Source organism: Pseudomonas sp. Z003-0.4C(8344-21) (assembly GCF_900104975.1).
In the GTDB taxonomy this organism is placed as follows: domain Bacteria; phylum Pseudomonadota; class Gammaproteobacteria; order Pseudomonadales; family Pseudomonadaceae; genus Aquipseudomonas; species Aquipseudomonas granadensis.
Genome location: NZ_LT629756.1, coordinates 16,896 through 36,857, shown reverse-complemented (window position 1 = coordinate 36,857; position 19,962 = coordinate 16,896). Strand labels below are relative to the sequence as shown.

The 19,962-nt window shown below is 61.3% G+C and carries 19 protein-coding genes; 10 read left to right on the top strand and 9 right to left on the bottom strand.

All coding sequences use genetic code 11. The features are described 5' to 3' along the window. Nucleotides 1–91: 91 nt before the first annotated feature. Both BLU24_RS00175 and desA read right to left on the bottom strand, forming a co-directional pair. Complete coding sequence (locus tag BLU24_RS00175; protein ID WP_093095941.1) at nucleotides 92–1,081, bottom strand: GGDEF domain-containing protein; 990 nt, start codon at nucleotides 1,079–1,081, stop codon at nucleotides 92–94. A 145-nt stretch (nucleotides 1,082–1,226) separates the two neighbouring features. After that, nucleotides 1,227–2,411 (bottom strand): delta-9 fatty acid desaturase DesA, encoded by a 1,185-nt coding sequence (gene desA, locus BLU24_RS00170; RefSeq protein ID WP_090288158.1) that lies wholly within the window; start codon nucleotides 2,409–2,411, stop codon nucleotides 1,227–1,229. Between the two features lie 146 nt (nucleotides 2,412–2,557). Between desA and dibA the strand changes: the two genes are divergently transcribed. From dibA to BLU24_RS00140, 6 genes are all read left to right on the top strand, one after another. Beyond that, nucleotides 2,558–4,477, top strand: a complete 1,920-nt coding sequence (gene dibA / locus BLU24_RS00165; protein WP_093095936.1) for a phosphodiesterase DibA — start codon at nucleotides 2,558–2,560, stop codon at nucleotides 4,475–4,477. A gap of 215 nt (nucleotides 4,478–4,692) precedes the next feature. Beyond that, a complete protein-coding gene (gene oscA, locus BLU24_RS00160; RefSeq protein WP_007917682.1) occupies nucleotides 4,693–4,875 on the top strand; it encodes a sulfur starvation response protein OscA in 183 nt (60 codons plus the stop codon). Between the two features lie 134 nt (nucleotides 4,876–5,009). Then, a complete protein-coding gene (locus tag BLU24_RS00155; RefSeq protein ID WP_090288162.1) occupies nucleotides 5,010–6,023 on the top strand; it encodes a sulfate ABC transporter substrate-binding protein in 1,014 nt (337 codons plus the stop codon). 173 nt (nucleotides 6,024–6,196) lie between these two features. Next, nucleotides 6,197–7,015, top strand: a complete 819-nt coding sequence (cysT, locus tag BLU24_RS00150; RefSeq protein WP_090288164.1) for a sulfate ABC transporter permease subunit CysT — start codon at nucleotides 6,197–6,199, stop codon at nucleotides 7,013–7,015. Nucleotides 7,016–7,027: 12 nt separating this feature from the next. Continuing rightward, nucleotides 7,028–7,900: a sulfate ABC transporter permease subunit CysW gene (gene cysW / locus BLU24_RS00145; protein WP_093095932.1), complete on the top strand. Its 873-nt coding sequence runs from the start codon at nucleotides 7,028–7,030 to the stop codon at nucleotides 7,898–7,900. A gap of 3 nt (nucleotides 7,901–7,903) precedes the next feature. After that, nucleotides 7,904–8,893, top strand: coding sequence for a sulfate/molybdate ABC transporter ATP-binding protein (locus tag BLU24_RS00140; protein ID WP_093095926.1), 990 nt, complete (start codon nucleotides 7,904–7,906; stop codon nucleotides 8,891–8,893). A 90-nt stretch (nucleotides 8,894–8,983) separates the two neighbouring features. Here the strand turns inward: BLU24_RS00140 and BLU24_RS00135 are convergent, their stop codons facing one another. After that, nucleotides 8,984–9,508 (bottom strand): Mpo1 family 2-hydroxy fatty acid dioxygenase, encoded by a 525-nt coding sequence (locus BLU24_RS00135; RefSeq protein WP_093095921.1) that lies wholly within the window; start codon nucleotides 9,506–9,508, stop codon nucleotides 8,984–8,986. A gap of 84 nt (nucleotides 9,509–9,592) precedes the next feature. On the opposite strand from BLU24_RS00135, the gene BLU24_RS00130 reads away from it, so the two are divergent. After that, nucleotides 9,593–10,270, top strand: a complete 678-nt coding sequence (locus BLU24_RS00130) for a Crp/Fnr family transcriptional regulator (RefSeq protein ID WP_093095916.1) — start codon at nucleotides 9,593–9,595, stop codon at nucleotides 10,268–10,270. Between the two features lie 125 nt (nucleotides 10,271–10,395). Here BLU24_RS00130 and uraH read toward each other — a convergent pair whose 3' ends face one another. After that, entirely contained in the window at nucleotides 10,396–10,806 is a 411-nt protein-coding gene (gene uraH / locus BLU24_RS00125; protein ID WP_093095912.1) for a hydroxyisourate hydrolase, read from the bottom strand. An 11-nt stretch (nucleotides 10,807–10,817) separates the two neighbouring features. Continuing rightward, entirely contained in the window at nucleotides 10,818–11,303 is a 486-nt protein-coding gene (locus BLU24_RS00120) for a GlcG/HbpS family heme-binding protein (RefSeq protein ID WP_093095908.1), read from the bottom strand. Between the two features lie 136 nt (nucleotides 11,304–11,439). Here BLU24_RS00120 and BLU24_RS00115 point away from each other — a divergent pair, with 136 nt between their 5' ends. Further along, nucleotides 11,440–12,120: a heavy metal response regulator transcription factor gene (locus BLU24_RS00115; RefSeq protein WP_090288178.1), complete on the top strand. Its 681-nt coding sequence runs from the start codon at nucleotides 11,440–11,442 to the stop codon at nucleotides 12,118–12,120. Next, nucleotides 12,110–13,495, top strand: a complete 1,386-nt coding sequence (locus BLU24_RS00110; RefSeq protein WP_093095903.1) for a heavy metal sensor histidine kinase — start codon at nucleotides 12,110–12,112, stop codon at nucleotides 13,493–13,495. Before BLU24_RS00115 ends, BLU24_RS00110 begins: the two co-directional genes overlap by 11 nt. Nucleotides 13,496–13,592: 97 nt before the next feature. On the opposite strand, the gene BLU24_RS00105 is transcribed toward BLU24_RS00110, so the two are convergent. Beyond that, nucleotides 13,593–14,597: an AraC family transcriptional regulator gene (locus tag BLU24_RS00105; RefSeq protein ID WP_093095898.1), complete on the bottom strand. Its 1,005-nt coding sequence runs from the start codon at nucleotides 14,595–14,597 to the stop codon at nucleotides 13,593–13,595. Nucleotides 14,598–14,697: 100 nt separating this feature from the next. On the opposite strand from BLU24_RS00105, the gene BLU24_RS00100 reads away from it, so the two are divergent. Further along, entirely contained in the window at nucleotides 14,698–15,771 is a 1,074-nt protein-coding gene (locus tag BLU24_RS00100; RefSeq protein ID WP_093095894.1) for a fatty acid desaturase, read from the top strand. A gap of 104 nt (nucleotides 15,772–15,875) precedes the next feature. Here the strand turns inward: BLU24_RS00100 and BLU24_RS00095 are convergent, their stop codons facing one another. The 3 genes from BLU24_RS00095 to BLU24_RS00085 are packed head-to-tail and all read right to left on the bottom strand — an operon-like array spanning nucleotide 15,876 to nucleotide 19,911. Beyond that, a complete protein-coding gene (locus BLU24_RS00095) occupies nucleotides 15,876–17,486 on the bottom strand; it encodes an arylsulfatase (RefSeq protein ID WP_093095890.1) in 1,611 nt (536 codons plus the stop codon). 14 nt (nucleotides 17,487–17,500) lie between these two features. Next, the gene (locus tag BLU24_RS00090) at nucleotides 17,501–18,316 is read right to left on the bottom strand and encodes an ABC transporter ATP-binding protein (RefSeq protein WP_093095885.1); all 816 of its coding nucleotides are present in this window, start codon (nucleotides 18,314–18,316) and stop codon (nucleotides 17,501–17,503) included. Beyond that, nucleotides 18,313–19,911: an ABC transporter permease gene (locus BLU24_RS00085; protein WP_093095879.1), complete on the bottom strand. Its 1,599-nt coding sequence runs from the start codon at nucleotides 19,909–19,911 to the stop codon at nucleotides 18,313–18,315. Before BLU24_RS00085 ends, BLU24_RS00090 begins: the two co-directional genes overlap by 4 nt. Between the last annotated feature and the right edge of the window lie 51 nt (nucleotides 19,912–19,962).

The following is a 19,962-nucleotide window of genomic DNA, read 5'->3' as shown; positions in this document are numbered from 1 at the left end:
TCGGAATGTCAGTTATTAAAGTTTCGTCTGACACTCCGCGATCGCGAGCAGGCTCACTCCTACAGGGGAATGTGTTGAATATGATACCGGGTCAGGCAGAGATGATGCGGTTCTTGCCTTGGCGCTTGGCTTCATACATCGCCGCATCTGCCCGGGCGAACAGGTTGTCGAGGCTTTTGTCGTCATCGGTCAGGCTGGTCAGCCCTTGGCTCACGGTGATGCTGAACGTCTGGCCGTCATGGCTGAACCGTAAACGCTGAATTTCCTGCTGCAAGCGTTCCGCCACTTGCATGGCCATTTCTGGTGCACATCCGGGGAACACTGCAGCAAATTCCTCACCACCAATTCGCCCGAACAGATCGCCACGGCGCAATGAACTGCGTCCGCACTCGGCAATCCGTTGCAGCACGGTGTCGCCTTCCGGGTGGCCGTAGCTGTCGTTGATCGCTTTGAAGTCATCGATATCCAGCAGCAGAAACGCCATCGGCGTACCGCGCAGGCGTGCTTCTTCGAATTCGCGGTTGGCGCACTCGAAGAAGTGTCGGCGGTTACTGCTTTGCGTCAGCACGTCGGTGGTCGCCAGGCGTTGCAGCTCGGTTTCCATGTGCTTCTTGTCGGTGATGTCTTCGGCGATGCCGACGATGATCACCGGTTGGTCCGGATCGTCCTGCCGATTGATGAAGCATTTGTCGCTGAGCCAGCGCACCTGGCCGTCGGCGGCGATGATCCGGTACTCGCGGTCTTCCACCGCGCCCTTGTGCAGCACTTCGGCGAGGCTGCGCTCGGCGTAGTCCAGATCATCGGGGTAGATGCTGTCACGCCACTGGTTGTAGTCACCGAGCAGCAGCCCGGCGGAGCGACCGAAAATCCGTTCATAGGCGGGGCTGACGTACAGCACCTGACGGGTTTCCCAGTTGAATGCCCAGAGCACAGCGTTGACGCTGACCAGCAAGGAACTGAACAACTGTTCGCGCTCGCTCAGGCGTGCAACCTCGCCTTGCGCATGCATCAGCGCCATCAGGGTTTGCGCGGCCTCGGGCCACTGCGGGACGGATGAGTCTTTTGGATTGTTGTTGACCATCGGCACAGATCTCAAAGGGCGTGCCGCGATTTCGACAGCGGCCACATTACAGCCCGCCGGGGTGGCGAAGTGTCTTTGAGATAGGAGATTTTCGGCGAAGTTCAAAACGGTGCACTCGCCTGGGCGAGTGCACCGATCAACGGTCTCAGACTGCTGCAGGACGCAGCGAGTAGGTTTTCAACTGGTCGGCGAATTCACGCAGGGACTGAATGCCGCTGGCCTCGGCCTCGTGAATCCAGTCCTTGATGGCGGCGAGCATGTCGTGGCCATTGGAACTGGTCTTGACCCAGATCTGTTGCAGGGCCAGACGCTTTTCGTAAATGACTTTCAACGCCTGGCTGTGCTCGAGCATGGTCTGGATGCGCAGGTGATGACGGTCTTCCAGCAGGCTGGTTTCGCGCGACAGCAGGCGCTTGGCGCGGTGGAACTGGTGGCGCACCGAATGATCGACCTTGGCCAGCTCCTGCTTGACCAGCGGACCGATCACCAGCTTGCGGTACTGGGCCATGATCTGGAAGCGGTTGTTGAGGATCGCCATGGCGGTGTCCATGTCCAGGCTGCCTTTGCCTTCGACCCGATGTGCGATCGGCGCAACTCGCTGAACCCTGGCCAGACCGAGGAAGCTGAAGACCTTGATCCACGCCCAGCCGAGGTCGAATTCCCACTTCTTCACCGACAGCTTGGCCGAATTGGGATAGGTGTGATGGTTGTTGTGCAGTTCTTCGCCGCCGATCAGGATGCCCCAAGGCACCAGATTGGTCGCCGCGTCGCGGCATTCGAAGTTGCGATAGCCGACAGCGTGGCCCAGACCGTTGATCACGCCGGCAGCCCACACCGGGATCCACATCATCTGGATCGCCCAGATGGTGATGCCGATGGTGCCGAACAGCAGCAGGTCGATAACGCCCATGATTGCCACGCCCAGCAGCGGGAAACGACTGTAGAGATTGCGCTCGATCCAGTCTTCCGGGCAGTTCTTGCCGTAGATGCGCAGGGTTTCCGGGTTCTGCGCTTCGGCGCGGTACAGCTCGGCACCGGTGCGCAGCACCGTGGACAGGCCTTTGATCACCGGACTGTGCGGGTCATCTTCGGTTTCGCATTTGGCGTGGTGTTTGCGGTGGATGGCCGTCCACTCGCGGGTGTTCTGTGCCGTGGTCAGCCACAGCCAGAAGCGGAAAAAGTGTTTCAGACCGGCATTCAGCTCCAGCGAGCGATGCGCTGAATAACGGTGCAGATAGACCGTGACGGCAACAATCGTCACATGGGTCATCAGCAGGGTGACCGCGACCAGCGACCAGGCCGACAAGCCAAGAAAACCTTCGTACCACATAGGCTATAGGGCCCTCGATAAAGATAAAAACAGCCGTTGCATTATCACCAAGCACACGGATAAAACCAGCCGCCCTTCAAGGAAAGCGTCGCTGGATGTTTCTTGACCTATAATTCCAACCTTTTTGTAGGGACATGGACAGCCGAATGCCTGCCACTCACCGCGATGCCTTGCGTGCAGCGCTGCTCTATCTCGTGCTTGCCGCCATCTGGCTGCAAGGTACTGATCATTTATTAAACAATTTCTTCGATGATCCCGTCGATCTTGCCCGATGGCAACTGATCAACGGTTACCTTTTTGCCGCGGTGAGTGCCGGGTTGATCTTTCTGGCGCGGGCGCGCCTGTACGGGTTTCTCGGCATCGGCGCACGGTTGCGCGAGCGTCACGCCGATCGCGAGCGTTTGCGTCAGGCGGCAGCGGTGTTCGACTGCACTCGCGAAGGCGTGCTGGTCACCAATCATCAGGGCCTGATCGTCCACGTCAATCGTGCGTTCATGGCGATCACCGGTTATCAGCGCGAAGAAGTCATCGGTCAGCAGCCGAGTCTGTTCAAGTCTGGCCATCATCCGCCGGGTTTCTATCAGGCCATGTTCGCCACGTTGCAGGCGCAGGGAGAATGGAGCGGGGAGATCTGGAACCGGCGCAAGAGCGGCGAGATTTATCCACAGTGGCAAACCATCCGCGTGATTCACGATGATCATGGCCGGCTCAGCCATTACGTCGCGGTGTTTTCCGACATCAGTGCGATCAAGCATTCCGAGGACGAACTCAAACACCTCGCGCACCATGATCCGCTGACCGATCTACCCAATCGCCTGCTGTTCAGCGACCGCACCGAGCAGGCGCTGGCCTCGGCGCAAATCCACAAGCGCGGCTGCGCGCTGCTGATGCTCGATCTCGATCACTTCAAAATGATCAATGACAGCCTTGGCCATAACGTGGGTGATCGCTTGCTCAAGGCCGTGGCGGCGCGTTTGCAGGGGTTGTTCGGTCCCGGCATCACCCTCGCGCGGCTGGGCGGCGACGAGTTCGCCGTGCTCGCCGAAAGTTGTCCACAGCCGGTGCAGGCCGCGGCGCTGGCGCAACGCATGCTCGACGCGTTCAAGGACACGTTTCGCGTTGATGGCCACGAGTTGTTGATCAATGCCAGCATCGGCATCAGCCTGTTCCCCAGCGATGCCTTGAGCGCCGAGCAACTGCTGCGCAATGCCGATGCCGCTTTGTTCAAGGCCAAAAACAGCGGGCGCAACGGGTACGCCTTGTACACCGAGGAACTCACCGCCCACGCCCAGCAACGCGTGGAACTCGCCTTTGAATTGCGCCGCGCGCTGGCGCAGCAGGAACTGCGGGTTTATTACCAACCGGTGCATGACCTGCACAGCAGTCGGCTGATCGGCGTCGAGGCCTTGGTGCGCTGGCAGCATCCGCAACGCGGTCTGGTCTCGCCGGCGGAGTTCATCCCGATTGCCGAGCGTACCGGGCTGATTGCCGACATCGATGCGTGGGTCATGCAGCAGGCTTGCCGGCAAATGTGCCAATGGCAGCAGGCCGGCGTGGTGCTGTCGTTTGTCGCGGTGAATGTGTCGTCGCGACTGTTCGCCCGGCGCGAACTCTATGAGCAGGTGGCGCAGGTGCTGCACGACACTGGCCTTGAGCCGGCGTATCTGGAGCTGGAAGTAACCGAAAGCGCGGTCATGGACGACCCGGAAGTCGCGCTGGAGCAGATGCATCGTTTGCGTGAGCTGGGTATCCGCCTGGCGATCGATGACTTTGGCACCGGCTATTCATCGCTGTTGCGGCTCAAGCGTCTGCCGGTACAGAAACTCAAGATCGATCAAGGCTTCGTCGCCGGTTTGCCGTGGGATGACGATGACGTCGCGATTGTCCGGGTGATCATCGCGCTGGCCCGCAGCATGGGCATGCAGGTGCACGCCGAGGGCATCGAGCAGGTTGAGCAGGCGAAATTCCTGCTCGAACAGGCATGCGATCTGGGGCAGGGCTACTGGTTTGGCCGGCCGAGCCCGGCGCAGGAGATTGATTGGGCGCACGCGCCGTTGATTGGCTGACGCGCTAACCCATACCCGTCGCAAAGGCTCTTGGAATCTCAGCGCGAAGCGCCGCTGGGGGCGTTCCTGTGGGATACGTGGGAAGAGCGGTTTTCTGGTTATATAAACATTCTTAAATAGTCTTTTTAAGAATATCTCTCTCTCTCTTATATTGCTCCCACGCCGAACGCAGTGCCGCCCACTGCCAGGCATATCCCCTTCAAAGGAGCAGCACCATGAGCGCATCCCTTCGCAGCGTTGACGGTCAGGACGAAAGCACGATCTTGCGTGAAATCCAGAGCGCCCTGCGCGATCTGCGTTTTGGCGCGGTGGAAATCACTGTGCACAACGCCCAGGTCGTGCAGATCGAACGCAAAGAGAAATTCCGCTTGCAGCAACCCGGCAAGCAACCGGGCTGAAGATTGCAGCCTGCGCCAGCTCCTGCGGGGAGCTTCAGACAAGAGCTGGCGCAGGCAGCGATCTTTGACCGGCAGCCGATTACGCATTCCATAAGAAAAAAAAGTCACCACCAGGAATTTCAGGAGCTTTCACCATGTCGTCGATTCGCCGTTACGCTTTGGCCGCGCTGGCCAGTGCCGTGTTTGCCGGTTCCGCGGTTGCCAAGGATTACGAACTGCTCAACGTCTCGTATGACCCGACCCGCGAGCTGTATCAGGACTACAACGCCGAATTCATCAAGTTCTGGCAGAAGGACCATGCCGGCGATACCGTGAAAATCCAGCAATCCCACGGCGGCTCTGGCAAGCAGGCGCGTGCGGTGATCGACGGTCTGCGCGCCGACGTCGTGACCCTGGCCCTGGCCGGCGACATCGACGAAGTGGCCAAGCTCGGCAAGAGCCTGCCGGCCGACTGGCAGAAGCGTCTGCCGGAAGCGAGCACGCCATACACCTCGACCATCGTCTTCCTGGTGCGCAAGGGCAACCCGAAAGGCATCAAGGACTGGGGCGATCTGGTCAAGAACGACGTCTCGGTGATCACCCCCAACCCGAAAACCTCCGGCGGTGCGCGCTGGAATTTCCTTGCGGCCTGGGCCTACGGTCTGAAAGCCAACGGCGGTGACGAAGCCAAGGCCAAGGAATACGTACAAACCCTGTTCAAGCATGTGCCGATTCTCGACACTGGCGCACGCGGTTCGACCATCACTTTCGTCAACAACGGACAGGGTGACGTGCTGCTGGCCTGGGAAAACGAAGCGTTCCTGGCGCTGAAAGAAGACGGCGGCGCCGACAAGTTCGACATCGTCGTGCCTTCGCTATCGATCCTCGCCGAGCCGCCAGTGGCCGTGGTCGACAAAAATGCCGAGAAAAAGGGCAACGCGCAGATCGCCGAAGCCTATCTCAAGCACCTGTACAGCCCGGCCGGCCAAGAGATTGCGGCGAAGAATTTCTACCGTCCGCGTGACAAGGACATCGCCGCCAAGTACGCCCAGCAGTTCCCGAAACTGGAACTGGTGACCATCGACAAGGACTTCGGCGGCTGGAAATCCGCGCAGCCAAAATTCTTCAACGATGGCGGCGTATTCGACCAGATTTATCAGGCGCAGTAACCTGACTTCAGCCACACATCAAGCCTGAAGCCACGCGCGGAAAATGTGGGAGCGAGCTTGCTCGCGAAAGCGCAGTGTCAGACGACGTAGAGTTGACTGATACTCCCTCTTCGCGAGCAAGCTCGCTCCCACATTGATGCGTTCAGCGGAATGCTTTTTAACCAGGGACTTTTATGTCGCGTCGTATCTCCCCCGTCATACCCGGCTTCGGGCTGACGCTGGGCTACACCTTGGTGTACCTCAGTCTGATTGTGCTTATCCCGCTGGCGGCGATGTTCGTCCACGCCGCTCAGCTGACCTGGGAGCAGTTCTGGGCAATCATTTCCGCACCGCGGGTGCTGGCGGCGTTGAAGCTGAGCTTCGGCACCGCGCTGTGCGCGGCGATCATCAACGGCATCATCGGCACATTGCTGGCCTGGGTGCTGGTGCGCTACACCTTTCCCGGGCGCAAGGTGATCGATGCGATGATTGATCTGCCGTTCGCGCTACCCACAGCCGTGGCCGGTATCGCACTGACCGCGCTGTACGCCCCGACCGGCCTGGTCGGGCAGTTCGCCACTGACCTGGGTTTCAAGATCGCCTACACGCCGCTGGGTATCACCCTGGCGCTGACCTTTGTGACTCTGCCGTTCGTGGTGCGCACAGTGCAACCGGTGCTGGCCGACATTCCTCGCGAAGTTGAAGAAGCCGCCGCGTGCCTCGGGGCCAAGCCGATCCAGGTGTTTCGCCATATCCTCGTACCGGCGCTGCTGCCCGCATGGCTGACCGGTTTTGCCTTGGCGTTTGCCCGTGGCGTTGGCGAGTACGGTTCGGTGATTTTCATCGCCGGCAACATGCCGATGAAAACCGAAATCCTGCCGCTGCTGATCATGGTCAAGCTCGACCAGTACGATTACACCGGCGCCACGGCCATCGGCGTGTTGATGCTAGTGGTTTCCTTTGTCCTGTTGCTGCTGATCAATTTGCTGCAGCGGCGCATCGAAACCCCATAAGGAGGCGCGCACATGTCCCAATCGTCTATTGCGGCCGCCTCGGCGGCCAACGCTGCGCGGCGTGGCAGTGCCACCTCGCGCAGAGTCCTGATCGGTCTTGGCTGGCTGATCTTTTTCCTGTTTCTGCTGTTGCCGTTGTTCATCGTCGTATCGCAGGGATTGAAGAACGGCCTCGGCGCGTTCTTCACGGCGATCTTCGAGCCGGATGCGCTGTCGGCGCTGAAACTCACGGTGTTCGCCGTGCTGATTTCGGTGCCGCTGAACCTTGTGTTCGGCGTCAGCGCGGCGTGGTGCGTGAGCAAATACTCGTTCCGCGGCAAGAGCATGCTGGTGACGCTGATCGACTTGCCATTTTCCGTGTCGCCAGTGATCGCTGGCCTGGTCTACGTGCTGATGTTCGGCGCGCAGGGCCTGTTCGGGCCGTGGCTGCAGGATCACGATGTCCAGATCGTCTTCGCCCTGCCGGGCATCGTGCTGGCGACGATTTTTGTCACCGTGCCATTCGTGGCGCGTGAGCTGATTCCGCTGATGCAGGAACAAGGCACCCAGGAGGAAGAAGCTGCGCGACTGCTTGGCGCCAATGGCTGGCAGATGTTCTGGCACGTCACCGTGCCCAACATCAAATGGGGCCTGATCTATGGCGTGGTGCTGTGTACCGCGCGCGCCATGGGTGAGTTCGGTGCGGTGTCGGTGGTCTCCGGGCACATTCGCGGGGTGACCAACACCTTGCCGCTGCACGTCGAGATCCTCTACAACGAATACAACCACGTGGCCGCGTTCGCCGTGGCGAGCCTGTTGCTGATCCTGGCGCTCTTCATCCTGCTGCTCAAGCAGTGGAGCGAAAACCGTATCAACCGCCTGCGCGCCAGCGCCGCGGAGGAATAATTCATGTCGATCGAAGTGCGTAACGTCAGCAAGAACTTCAACGCGTTCAAGGCGCTGGACAACATCAGCCTGGACATCCAGAGCGGCGAGCTGGTGGCGCTGCTGGGTCCGTCGGGCTGTGGCAAAACTACTCTGCTGCGGATTATTGCCGGTCTGGAAACCCCGGATCAGGGCAACATCGTTTTCCACGGTGAAGACGTCTCCGGCCACGACGTGCGTGATCGCAACGTCGGTTTCGTGTTTCAGCACTATGCGTTGTTCCGGCACATGACGGTGTTCGACAACGTCGCGTTCGGCCTGCGCATGAAACCGAAAAGCCAGCGCCCGAGCGAAAGCCAGATTGCGGCCAAGGTTCATGAACTGCTGAACATGGTGCAGCTGGACTGGCTGTCGGATCGTTACCCGGAGCAGTTGTCCGGTGGTCAGCGCCAGCGCATCGCACTCGCCCGTGCCTTGGCGGTGGAGCCGAAAGTGCTGCTGCTCGACGAGCCGTTCGGCGCCCTCGATGCCAAGGTGCGCAAAGAGCTGCGCCGCTGGCTGGCGCGCCTGCACGAGGACATCAACCTGACCTCGGTATTCGTGACCCACGACCAGGAAGAAGCGATGGAAGTCGCCGATCGTATCGTGGTGATGAACAAGGGCGTGATCGAGCAGATCGGCTCACCGGGCGACGTCTACGAAAACCCGGCCAGCGATTTCGTATATCACTTCCTCGGCGATTCTAATCGCTTGCTGCTCAGCGACGACAACCATGTGCTGTTCCGCCCGCACGAAGTGTCGTTGTCCCAACATGAGCTGGAGGATCACCATGCCGCTGAAGTACGCGACATTCGGCCGTTAGGCGCGACCACACGGGTGACGTTGAAGGTTGAGGGGCAGAGCGATCTGATCGAGGCCGAAGTGGTCAAGGATCACGACAGCCTGATCGGCCTGGCAAAGGGCGAAACGCTGTTCTTCAAACCGAAGGTCTGGCAGAAGGTCGCCAACCTCTAAAGCAACAGCATCGCCAGCAGGCTGGCTCGCAAACTGGATTTGTGATTACCAAAAGTCCCCTGTGGGAGCCAGCCTGCTGGCGATTGCGGCCTAAACAGCCGCACGATTCGGATTGACCCGCACCCCTCCCGTCCGCGCCTCGATCTGCGCTTTCAGTTCATGCCGCAGCCCGAGCAAAAACGCCAGCTCGGCGACCACAAACAGCGGCCCGACAATCAGCCCGCTGATGTCGTCGACAAACGCCGGTTTGCGCCCTTCATAGTGATGCCCGACAAACTGGATCACCCAACCGATCACGAACATTGCCAGACCGCTGCTCAGCCAGACCATGGTGCTCTGCTGCGCCAGCGCATGCCCGGCCCAGACCGACAGCCCCATCAGTACTGTCATCAGCACGCCGAGCTTCAATTCGAGTCGCAAGTAAAACCACGCCGAGGCCAGCGCCAGCAGAACGGCGGGAGATATCCACAGACCGCCCAGCGACCATTGCGGGCGCGACAACAACACCGCCACCGCCACAACGATCAGCGGAATGCCGATAAAGTGGCTGGCGATGTTGCGCGGGTCGCGGTGGTAGGCGGCGTATTGGCTGAGATGGTCGACGAGGCTTTTCATTGTTGTTCCTCCAGTGGGATTGATTGCATCATCCCTCGGCAGCCGGGTTCGCTCTGTCGGGCAGGCGACAATCCAGGAGGGTTTATGCACATACGTTCACGGCTGCTGACCGGGCACTGGTTCAGTCATCTGCCGGCATCCTTTCAGGATAGTCTGCTGGCGGCGGGCCGCGAGCGGCGGCTGACGGCGGGACAGCGCCTGTTTCAGCGCGGTGATGCGCCGTGCGGTTTGTATGCAGTGCTCGATGGCGCCGTGCGCATTGGCGCGGTGAGCGAGCAGGGCAAGGAGGCGTTGTTGAGTCTGGTCGAGGCGCCGCACTGGTTTGGCGAAATCTGTCTGTTCGATGGCCAGCCGCGCACACACGACGCTTACGCTGTCGGCCCGTGTCTGCTGCTGAACATCCCGCAAACGACGTTGCTGAAGCTGCTCGACGAACAACCACAGTACTGGCGTCATCTGGCCTTGTTGATGAGCCACAAACTGCGCCTGGCCTTCATCAGTCTGGAGCAGCTCAGCCTGCTGCCGGCCCCGGCGCGGCTGGCCCATCGTTTGTTGATGATTGCCGAGGGCTACGGCGAACTCGACGCGCCGCGCCGAGTGCTGCAACTGCCGCAGGAGCAACTGGCCGCGATGCTGTCGCTGTCGCGGCAGACCACCAACCAGATCCTCAAGGATCTGCAGGGGCAGGGGATCATTGGCCTGGCATACGGCGAGATCGAGATCCTCGACGCCACGCGATTGCGTGCGCTGACCACACTCTAAGATTCCCACCGACCCCTGTAGGAGTGAGCCTGCTCGCGATAGCGGTACGTCAGTCACACATGAATCATCTGACAGATTGCTATCGCGAGCAGGCTCACTCCTACAGGGGGGGATTGGCGTTGGGATTACGAACCGCGATAGGTCGAGAAACCATACGGGCTGAGCAGCAGCGGGATGTGGTAATGCTGGTCGGTCTGCTTCACTTCGAAAATCACCGGGATTTCCGGGAAGAACGTGTCGTGCTTGATCTTCTTGTAGTACTCGCCGGTCTTGAACACCACGCGGTATTCACCCGCTTCAAAAGGCTGCTTGGCCGGGAACAATTCGGCGATTCGTCCCTGTTCGTTGGTGGTACCTTGCGCCAGCGGTTGCCAGTCCGCGCCGACATGCTTTTCCAGCGAGACGTTGATGCCCGGCGAGGGCAGGCCGTTTTCCAGGTTGAGCACGTGCACGCTCAACGGGTTGCCGGCGGCCAGCGCCAGGCTCGAAACAGCGCTCAGGCCAAGGGCGGCGAGGGTAATGCGCAGGGTGGTCATGGTGGTTCTCCTTAGTGGGAAGGGGTGATGGTCAAGCCGGCCTTGTCGGCGGCCGTGACGGCGCAGTTCTCGTCCTGCTCGCCACCGCCGGAACCGGCCACGCCCATGGCGCCGACCAATTCGCTGCCGGCGAACAGCGGAATGCCGCCGCCCAGTAACAGCAATTCGTCGAGGGTGTTGAGGTTGGCGGTTTCCGGGTGGCTGCGGGCGCGTTCGGCGAACAGTCGCGTCGGCGTCCTGGTCGACAGCGCGGTGTAGGCCTTGCGCTGGCTGGCGGCGGTGTTGTGCGGGCCGATGCCATCGCCGCGCAGGGTTACCAGCAGGTTGCCGCCACGATCGAGCACCGAGACTGTGCCGGTGCAGGTGCTCATCGCCTTGTCAGCGAGCCAGCGCGCGGTTTTCAGATCGAGGTCGGCGTGGCGTGGCAATTCCGGGCTGGCGACAGCGACGCCACTCAGGCCGATCATCAGGCTTGCAACGAGGTATTTGACGGTCATGAACAAGCTCCAGAAGCGAAGGTCGTCACCTTAACGGCCGGTCCTCGTCAGAACCTCGTCAGTTAAATTACAAGTTTGTAATGGGCAACGCCGCCGAAGACGCCTAGCCTGTGTGCCTTAATGAACGAGGTATGCCATGCGTTTGCTGGTTGTAGAAGACGAGGCCAAGACTGCGAATTTCCTCGCCAAGGGCCTGGGCGAGTCGGGTTTTGCCGTGGACGTGGCGCTCAATGGCCTCGATGGCCGCTATTTTATCGAGCAGCAGGAATACGACCTGATCATCCTCGACGTGATGCTGCCCGGTCTCAACGGCTGGCAATTGCTGCAACTGATCCGCCAGCGCGGCGCCACTCCCGTGTTGTTTCTCACGGCCAAGGACGCCATTGAAGATCGCGTGCGCGGTCTCGAACTGGGTGCCGACGATTACCTGCTCAAACCCTTCGCCTTCGCCGAACTGCTCGCGCGGGTGCGTACCTTGCTGCGCCGGGGGCCGATGCGCGAGGCCGAGTCTTACCAGATCGCCGATCTGGAAATCGATGTGCTGCGCCGCCGGGTCAGTCGTGGCGGTCAGCGCATTGCCCTGACCAACAAGGAATTCGCCCTGCTGCAATTGCTCGCCAGCCGCCAGGGCGAAGTGTTGTCGCGCACGCTGATCGCCTCGCAGGTGTGGAATCTGAATTTCGACAGCGACACCAACATGGTCGAGGTTGCCGTGCGCCGGCTGCGCTCGAAGGTCGATGATCCGTATATGCCTAAACTGATTCACACCGTGCGCGGCGTCGGTTATCAACTGGAAGCGCCGGACGATGTGGAGTAAGTCGATCGCCTGGCGTCTGGCCTTGGCCTTCGCCATTGTCTGTGCGTTGGTGCTGAGCGCGATTGGCGTTTTTCTTTACCGCTCGCTGGCCTCGGAACTGGCCTTCCGTGACGACATGGCCCTGCTGGGTCGCCTGGAACAGGTGCGCGCCTTGCTCGCCGACAGTGACAGCCTTGATGCCCTGCAAGCGCGGCCGCGGTTGTATCAGAACATGCTCGGCAATCTCGACAGCCTGCTGCTGGTGCGCCGCGCGGATGGCTCCAGCGTGATCACCATCAACCCGCGCCAGCGCGAGTTGCCGAGCTTGAAGGCGATTGCCCGCGAGCAGATGCCGCAACGTCGCGACGTGCTGACATGGCAGGCCGCCGACGGTGCCGAAGTGGCGCTGTTGTCCGGTCAGGCGCAGGGTCCGAACGGTGAACCACTGACTGTAATCGCCGGCAAGGTGCTGAGCGAGCGTGAACAGATGCTGAGCAGTTATCGCCTGCGCCTGTATCTCTCCGTCGGCCTCGGCGCGTTGCTCGCTTTTGCTCTTGGCCTGTTGCTGTTGCGCCGTGGCCTGCGACCGTTGCGCCAGTTGAGCGCAGCGGTGCGCGGCATCGATCTGCGCAGCCTTGATCAACGCCTGCCCGCCGAGGGCACACCGACAGAACTGCGCGAGCCGGTACAAGCACTCAACGGCATGCTCGCGCGGCTGGACGACAGCGTGCAGCGCCTGTCGCAGTTTTCCGCCGACCTCGCCCACGAAATCCGCACGCCGCTGCACACCTTGCTGGCGAGCAACGGCCAGGCGTTGAATCATCCGCGCAGCTCGGCGGAATATCAGGAAGTACTGGCCTCGAACATGGAAGAGTTCGAACGGCTCAAACGCATGGCCGAGAACCTGATGTTCCTCGCCCGCGCCGAACAGGCCGAGCGCGCGCTCAATTTGCAAACGCTGGATCTGCACAGCGTCGGCGATGAACTGTGTGATTACTTCGAAGCCCTGGCAGACGATCGCGACCTGCGCCTGGACAACCAACTGCACGGCGAACTGCTCGCCGATCAGCAATTGCTGCAACGGGCGCTCGGCAACCTGATGGCCAATGCCGTGCGCCATGCCGATCCCGGCACCGTTATCAGCCTGCGCCGCCGCGACGAGCCGGGCCGATGCTGGCTGCAAGTGCACAACCACGGCCCCGTCATCGCGCCCGAGCATCTGGGTAAACTGTTCGACCGCTTCTACCGCGTCGATCCCTCACGGGCGGAACCTGGGGATTCGGGTGGGTTGGGGTTGGCGATCGTGCAGTCGGTCATGCAATTGCATGGGGGGCGGGTGCGGGTGAGTAGTGGTGCCAACGGCACTGTTTTTGAGCTGGGATTTGTGGTGGTCTGACGGCCTCTTCGCGAGCAGGCTCGCTCCTACAGTTGAATGCGTTTCCCTGTGCGAGCCTGTTCGCGAAGGCGCTGGGTCACACAATGATGATTTCGGATCAGCGCAACTGATCACGAAACTGCCCCGGCGTCATCCCGGTCCAGCGTTTGAAGGCGCGGCTGAAGCTGCTGGTGTCGGCGAAGCCGAGCAGATAACTCACTTCGCTCAACGAACACTGCGGGTCGCGCAGGTGCAGCAGCGCGAGGTTTTCGCGGCTTTCGTTGAGCAGGGTGTCGAAGCGGCAGCCTTCATCGGCCAGATGCCGTTGCAGGCTGCGCAAACTCAGGTGCAAGGCCTGGGCGATGCGTTCGGCGCTGGGTTCGCCTTCGGGCAATTGCTCTTCGATGGCGTCGCGCACCTTGCGCTCCCAGGTCAACGGTTGCAACTGGGCCAGGGTGCGCTTTAGCACCGCTTCGTTGTGTTCGGCCAGTTCCGGGTTTGCGTCGTCGAGGTGGCTGTCGAAGTCGGCGAGGGCGAATTCCAGGCGATCCTCCGCGCAGCCGAAATGCACCGGCGCGCGGAAGACTTTGTGCCATTGCTGCGCATCGGTCGGTTCAGGGCGGCGCAGATAAACCGCCAGCGGTGCGTAATCACGGCCAAGGCGATTGCGGCAGGTGCGCACGTAGATCGCGGTGAAGGCGTCGATGGCTTCGAAGGCCGGCGCCGGGTTGCCCACAGGGACTTTCAAACGGAATTGATAGCGATCGTCGCTGCGGCTCAGCTGAAGTTCCAGCGCATCGCTGACCACCGGGTGATAGCGCACGATGCGTTCGAACACTTCGCGCAAGCTGCCGCTGGCGACCAGCGCATAGCCGAGGGCGTGGAAGGTGGTGGGGCTGACGAAACGCGACACACGCAAGCCCAGCGCCGGGTCACCGCTGGCCTGCACCGCGAGCGTCCACAGGCGAGTGGTGCCGGACAATGGATAGCGCGCGTTAGGATCGTCCATCATGCTCGGGTCGAGCCCGGCCTGTCGGCACAGGGCGATGCTGTCCAGCCCCAGCGCATCGAGTTGCTTGCGCAGGGCGCGGGTCCAGCTGGCGAGGGAGGTCGGTTCCTTCATGCTGATTGGCGCGTCCGGTCAACAGGTTGGCGTTCTTGGCTAGCGCGATTGGCGCCCCGGCAAGGCACGATTGACACATCTTAGACCCGAGGATGGAAGCATGGACGGTACTTCTGCAAGCCCCCAGCGGCTCAATGCGGCGCAGCGATCAGCGCATATTCGCGAGGTGGTGTTGGCCAAAGGTGTGGAGCTGCGCGAGCGCTACCCGATTCTTCAGCATCAGGACGCGTTGGGCGCAGGGATTCTGGCGTTTGCTTTGGTCGGCATGATCGGCTCGGCAGCGCTGTATATCAGTGGTCACATGGCGTGGTGGGCGTGCCTGTTGCTCAATGCGTTTTTTGCCTCGCTGACCCATGAGCTGGAACACGACCTGATCCACAGCATGTACTTTCGCAAACAGCGCGTGCCGCACAACCTGATGATGGGCCTGGTGTGGCTGGCGCGGCCGAGCACGATCAATCCGTGGATTCGGCGCCAGTTGCACCTTAATCATCACAAGGTCTCCGGCACCGAAGCCGACATGGAAGAGCGCGCCATCACCAACGGCGAGCCATGGGGCTTTGCGCGGCTGTTGATGGTCGGCGACAACATGATGTCAGCCTTCATCCGCTTGCTGCGGGCCAAAACCTGGGCGCACAAGCTCGGCATTCTCAAGCGCGTGTTCAAGGTCTACGCGCCGCTGGCGCTGCTGCACTGGGGCGCGTGGTATGTGTTTTTGGGTTTCCACGCAGCGAACGGCGTTGCCTCTCTGCTGGGCGCGCCGATCGACTGGTCAGCCAATACACTGGCGGTGATGCAGGTGATTGATATTGCCGTCGTGGTGATCATCGGCCCGAATGTGCTGCGCACGTTTTGCCTGCACTTCATCAGCTCGAACATGCATTACTACGGCGACGTCGAGCCGGGCAATGTGCTGCAGCAATGTCAGGTGCTGAACCCGAGGTGGCTGTGGCCGTTACAGGCGTTCTGCTTCAACTTCGGCAGCAGCCACGGGATTCATCATTTTGTGGTCAAGGAACCTTTTTACATCCGCCAGATGACCGTGCCGGTGGCGCACAAAGTGATGCGCGAGATGGGGGTGCGGTTCAATGATTTCGGTACGTTTGGGCGGGCGAACCGGTTTGTGCACCGGGATGCCGTTGCGCAGAAAGAGGTGCGTACGGCTCAAGCTTAACGATCGACTGCCAAGGCCTCATCGCGAGCAGGCTCGCTCCCACAGGGAAACGCATTTCAAATGTGGGAGCGAGCCTGCTCGCGATGGCGATAGTGCAGGTCACATCAATCCGGCTGAAACGGCGAAGCACTCAGGATCACCCCGGTCTCCTCCACATACCGCTGCCAATGCCCGATCAATTCAGCGAGCTTGCCCGGCTGGCTCAGCGCCAGATCATGAATCTCTCCCGGATCACTGCGCAAATCATAGAGCTGCCACGTCGCTGGCCCCACCGGCCCAGGAATCCAGACCGCTTTCCACGACCCTTGCCGAATCGCCCGACGCCCGAATAATTCCCAACCCGTCACCGTGTGCTCGTCGTGCACCTGCGCGGTCTCGCCGGACAAAAAGCCCAGCCACGATTTACCACGCAACGGCGCTACCGCTTTGCCTTTCCAGTGTTTGCCCGGATGCCTCACGCCTGCCAGATCCAGAATCGTCGGAGTGATGTCCATCACCGTGCCGAAGCCGTGGCTGATCTGTCCTCTGAGTGCCAGTTGCGGATAGTGCAACAGCGCCGGCACACGAATGCCGCCCTCGGTGGTGAAGGCCTTGAACAGTCGCGACGGCGCGGTCGCCACCTGCGCCCAGTTCGGCCCGTACCAGACGTAGGAGTTGGCGCGGCCGATGTTATCGAGGCTGTTGTCGTAATGCTGGTTCAGGTAAGTCATCAGTTCCGGGCCGAACTTGGGGAACGCTTCCAGCAGCGCGCCTTCGGCACCGTTGTCGGACATGAACAGAATGAACGTATTGTCGAGCTGGCCCTGCTGGCGCAGGTAATCGACGACGCGTCCGATGTTCCAGTCCATGCGCTCGACCATCGCCGCATAGACCTCCATGGCTCGTGCGGAAATCTGCTTTTGCTCGTCGCTCAACGCGTCCCACTGCGCGCTGAGCTGGATCAGCGGATGTGGCTCGACATCCGCTTCGATCAGGCCGAGGGCCTTGAGTTTTTCCAGACGCTCGAGGCGCAGCACTTCGGGACCGGCGTCGTAGCGGCCGCGGTATTTCTCAACGATGTCGGCAGGCGCCTGCAGCGGCCAGTGCGGGGCTGAGAATGGCAGGTAAGCGAAGAACGGTCGGGTCTGGTCGCGCTCCTTGAGGTACTGCAGCAACTTGTCGCCGAAGGCATCTGAGGAATAGAAATCCTTGGGCAATTCGTCGATGAATTGATCGTTTTCGATGTACAGCGCCGGGGTGGATTTCAACAGGCCCGGTGTTTGCTCATCGTAGGTCGGCTCGAAACCATAGTGGTTGGCCGCCCCCGGCAAGAGTGAAAACGAGCGCTCGAAACCACGTGCATGCGGCGCCAGCTCGGCCGTCAGACCGAGGTGCCACTTGCCGCTCATCAGGGTTTGATAACCGGCCTCGCGCAGCAATTCCGGCAGCGCCACCACGCGGTCGTTGAGATAGCCTTCGTAACCCGGTTTGCCGATCAGTTCGGGCGTCAGCGCTTCGGCCATGGTGCCGATGCCGGCGATGTGGGGATCGGTGCCGGTGAGCAGCATCGAGCGGGTCGGCGAGCAGGTCGGTGCGGTGTGAAAGTCGGTCAGGCGCAGGCCGTTGTTCGCCAGCGCATCGAGGTTCGGTGTGGCGATTTCGCCGCCGAACGCACCGATGTCGGAGAAGCCTAGATCGTCGGCCAGAATCACCAGAAAGTTGGGACGTTGCGGCATCGCGAAACTCCTGTTCAGCAGGCAATGAACGTCAGCGGCAGATCGCGGATCTGCACCGGCACGCTCGGTTGGTAATGGTCATCACTGGTCAGCTCGTGCAGCAGTTCTTCACGCAATTGATGGAAATCGAAACTGCTGCGCTGGCGCGGGTGCGCCAGGGCAATGTCGACCACTTGCTTGATCCGTCCCGGACGCGGCTCCATCACCACTACACGGTCAGCGAGGAAGATCGCTTCCTCGACGTCATGGGTGACCAGAATCGTGGTGATTTTTGCGCGTTCGCGGATCGCCAACAGCTCGTCCTGCATCTGCTGGCGGGTCAGTGCGTCGAGGGCGCCGAAGGGTTCGTCGAGCAGCAGAATCCGTGGGCTGGCAACCAATCCGCGGGCGATCGCCACACGCTGGGCCATGCCGCCGGACAACTGGTGCGGATAGGCGCGGGTGAAGTCACGCAGGCCGACCAGATCGATGAAATCGTTGATCCGCTGTTGCTTTTGCGCGGCGCTCAGCGGCTCGTTGACCAGGCCCAGACCGATGTTGTCGGCGACGCTCAGCCAGGGAAACAAACGGTGCTCCTGAAAGACAATGCCGCGTTCGCTGCCGACGCCCTTGACGGCCTGGCCATCTACGCTGATCTGCCCGCGAAACTGCGTATCGAGTCCTACCAGCAAGCGCAGCAAGGTCGATTTGCCACAGCCGCTGGAACCGACGATGGCGACGAATTCGCCCTCGGCGATGTCCAGGTTGAATTCGTGAATGGCTTCCAGTTCGAAGCCGTCCACGTCGAAGGATTTGCCTACGTGGGTGAAGCTTACAATCGGTGCGTTCATGCGTGTCTCCAGTGGGTCGCGCGAATTTCCAGGCGTTGGCCGATCAGGTTGAGCAGGGCGCCGGTGAGGCCGACCAAGAGCATGCCGGCCATGATCAGGTCCATGCGCAACAGTTGCTGTGCGCCGATCATCTGGCTGCCGATGCCGCCGTTGGACGGCATGAAGTATTCGGCACCGATGGTGCCGAGCCAAGCGTAGATCAGGCTCAGCCTGAGGCCGGCGAATATGCCCGGCGCAGCACCGGGCAACACCAGGCGGCGCAGGCGTTGGCCGAGGCTCAGGCGCAGCACCTGCGCGGCTTCGTTGAGTTGCGGCGAGAGATTGGCGACGCTGCGTTGCGTGGCGATGAACAACGGAAAGAACGCGGCGAGGGCAACGAATACCCACTTGGCCAACTCACCGAGGCCGAACCACGCGGTGAGCAGCGGCACCCAGGCGAAAATCGCAATTTGCCGGATCGCCGCCAGCGTCGGGCCGAGCAAGCGTTCGCTGGTGCGCGACAGACCCAGCAGCAAACCAAGGGCGAAACCGAGCCCGCCGCCGAGCAGCAAGCCGCCGACCGTGCGCCCGAGGCTCAGGGTCAGGCCTCTGCTCAGCGTGCCGTCAAGCAGACCTGCCCACGCGGTGCGCAGAACCGTCAGCGGGCTGACCAGAATGTTGGCGTCGACCCACTGCTGCTCGGTCGCCCATTGCCACAGCGCCAGCAAGCTCAGTGGCAGCAGCCACGGTTGCAGCCGTTGCCAGCCTTCGTAACGCGGGCCGCGACGAATTTCGGCAGTCGCTGGATGCGGCCAATGCACCAGTTTGCGATCGAGCAGACCGATGCCGCGGTCCATGGCCACACCGAGTAAACCGATGACCACGATGCACACAAACACGATGTCGAGCATGAACAACTGCCGCGCCCAGACCATCAGGTAGCCGATACCTTCGCTGGAAGCCAGCAGTTCGACGGCCAGCAGCGAGGTCCACCCGGCGGCCAGTGCCAGACGTACACCTGCCATGAACGCGGGCAGTGCGGCGGGCAGGACCAGGCGGCGGATTAAAAGGTGTGGCGGCAAGCGCAGTACCGCTGCCGCTTCACGCAGCTTCGGTTGCGCATCGCGCACCCCGACCAGCGTGTGCAAGGTCACCGGCACCACGATCGCTTTGATCAGCACCACCAGTTTCAGCACTTCGCCAATGCCGAAAAACACCATGAACAAGGGAATCCAGGCCAGTGTCGGCACCTGCGCCAGTCCGGCAAATGTCGGCAGGATCAACCGCTCCAGCCGTTGGCTGAAACCCAGCGCAGCGCCCAGTACGGCGCCTGCTGAAATTCCTGCGAGCAGGCCCCAGAACAAGCGCTGCAGGCTGATCCACAGGTGGCTCCAGAGCTCGCCTTGCGCCAGTTCGACGGCGCTGTTCCAGACCAGCGAAGGCGCCGGCAAAATCTGCTCGCTCATCCAGGCGTTGCGTGCGGCTAGCCACCACAGCGCGAACAGAGTGAGCGGCAGCAGCCATGGCAAAACTCGCTGGTTGAGGCTTGGCCAGATCGGTTCGCGCTTGAGCGGTGGCGCCGGCAGCGGCAGGCTGAGCAGGGAGTGTCGGGCCATGGTTGACCTCCGTTGTCGGATGCAGACGGACCGTATGCAAAATTGATCTAA

Coding starts and splice junctions, on each gene's coding strand:
- BLU24_RS00175 (WP_093095941.1), bottom strand. CDS start 1,081: ATGGTCAACAACAATCCAAAAGACTCATCCGTCCCGCAGTGGCCCGAG.
- desA (WP_090288158.1), bottom strand. CDS start 2,411: ATGTGGTACGAAGGTTTTCTTGGCTTGTCGGCCTGGTCGCTGGTCGCG.
- dibA (WP_093095936.1), top strand. CDS start 2,558: ATGCCTGCCACTCACCGCGATGCCTTGCGTGCAGCGCTGCTCTATCTC.
- oscA (WP_007917682.1), top strand. CDS start 4,693: ATGAGCGCATCCCTTCGCAGCGTTGACGGTCAGGACGAAAGCACGATC.
- BLU24_RS00155 (WP_090288162.1), top strand. CDS start 5,010: ATGTCGTCGATTCGCCGTTACGCTTTGGCCGCGCTGGCCAGTGCCGTG.
- cysT (WP_090288164.1), top strand. CDS start 6,197: ATGTCGCGTCGTATCTCCCCCGTCATACCCGGCTTCGGGCTGACGCTG.
- cysW (WP_093095932.1), top strand. CDS start 7,028: ATGTCCCAATCGTCTATTGCGGCCGCCTCGGCGGCCAACGCTGCGCGG.
- BLU24_RS00140 (WP_093095926.1), top strand. CDS start 7,904: ATGTCGATCGAAGTGCGTAACGTCAGCAAGAACTTCAACGCGTTCAAG.
- BLU24_RS00135 (WP_093095921.1), bottom strand. CDS start 9,508: ATGAAAAGCCTCGTCGACCATCTCAGCCAATACGCCGCCTACCACCGC.
- BLU24_RS00130 (WP_093095916.1), top strand. CDS start 9,593: ATGCACATACGTTCACGGCTGCTGACCGGGCACTGGTTCAGTCATCTG.
- uraH (WP_093095912.1), bottom strand. CDS start 10,806: ATGACCACCCTGCGCATTACCCTCGCCGCCCTTGGCCTGAGCGCTGTT.
- BLU24_RS00120 (WP_093095908.1), bottom strand. CDS start 11,303: ATGACCGTCAAATACCTCGTTGCAAGCCTGATGATCGGCCTGAGTGGC.
- BLU24_RS00115 (WP_090288178.1), top strand. CDS start 11,440: ATGCGTTTGCTGGTTGTAGAAGACGAGGCCAAGACTGCGAATTTCCTC.
- BLU24_RS00110 (WP_093095903.1), top strand. CDS start 12,110: ATGTGGAGTAAGTCGATCGCCTGGCGTCTGGCCTTGGCCTTCGCCATT.
- BLU24_RS00105 (WP_093095898.1), bottom strand. CDS start 14,597: ATGAAGGAACCGACCTCCCTCGCCAGCTGGACCCGCGCCCTGCGCAAG.
- BLU24_RS00100 (WP_093095894.1), top strand. CDS start 14,698: ATGGACGGTACTTCTGCAAGCCCCCAGCGGCTCAATGCGGCGCAGCGA.
- BLU24_RS00095 (WP_093095890.1), bottom strand. CDS start 17,486: ATGCCGCAACGTCCCAACTTTCTGGTGATTCTGGCCGACGATCTAGGC.
- BLU24_RS00090 (WP_093095885.1), bottom strand. CDS start 18,316: ATGAACGCACCGATTGTAAGCTTCACCCACGTAGGCAAATCCTTCGAC.
- BLU24_RS00085 (WP_093095879.1), bottom strand. CDS start 19,911: ATGGCCCGACACTCCCTGCTCAGCCTGCCGCTGCCGGCGCCACCGCTC.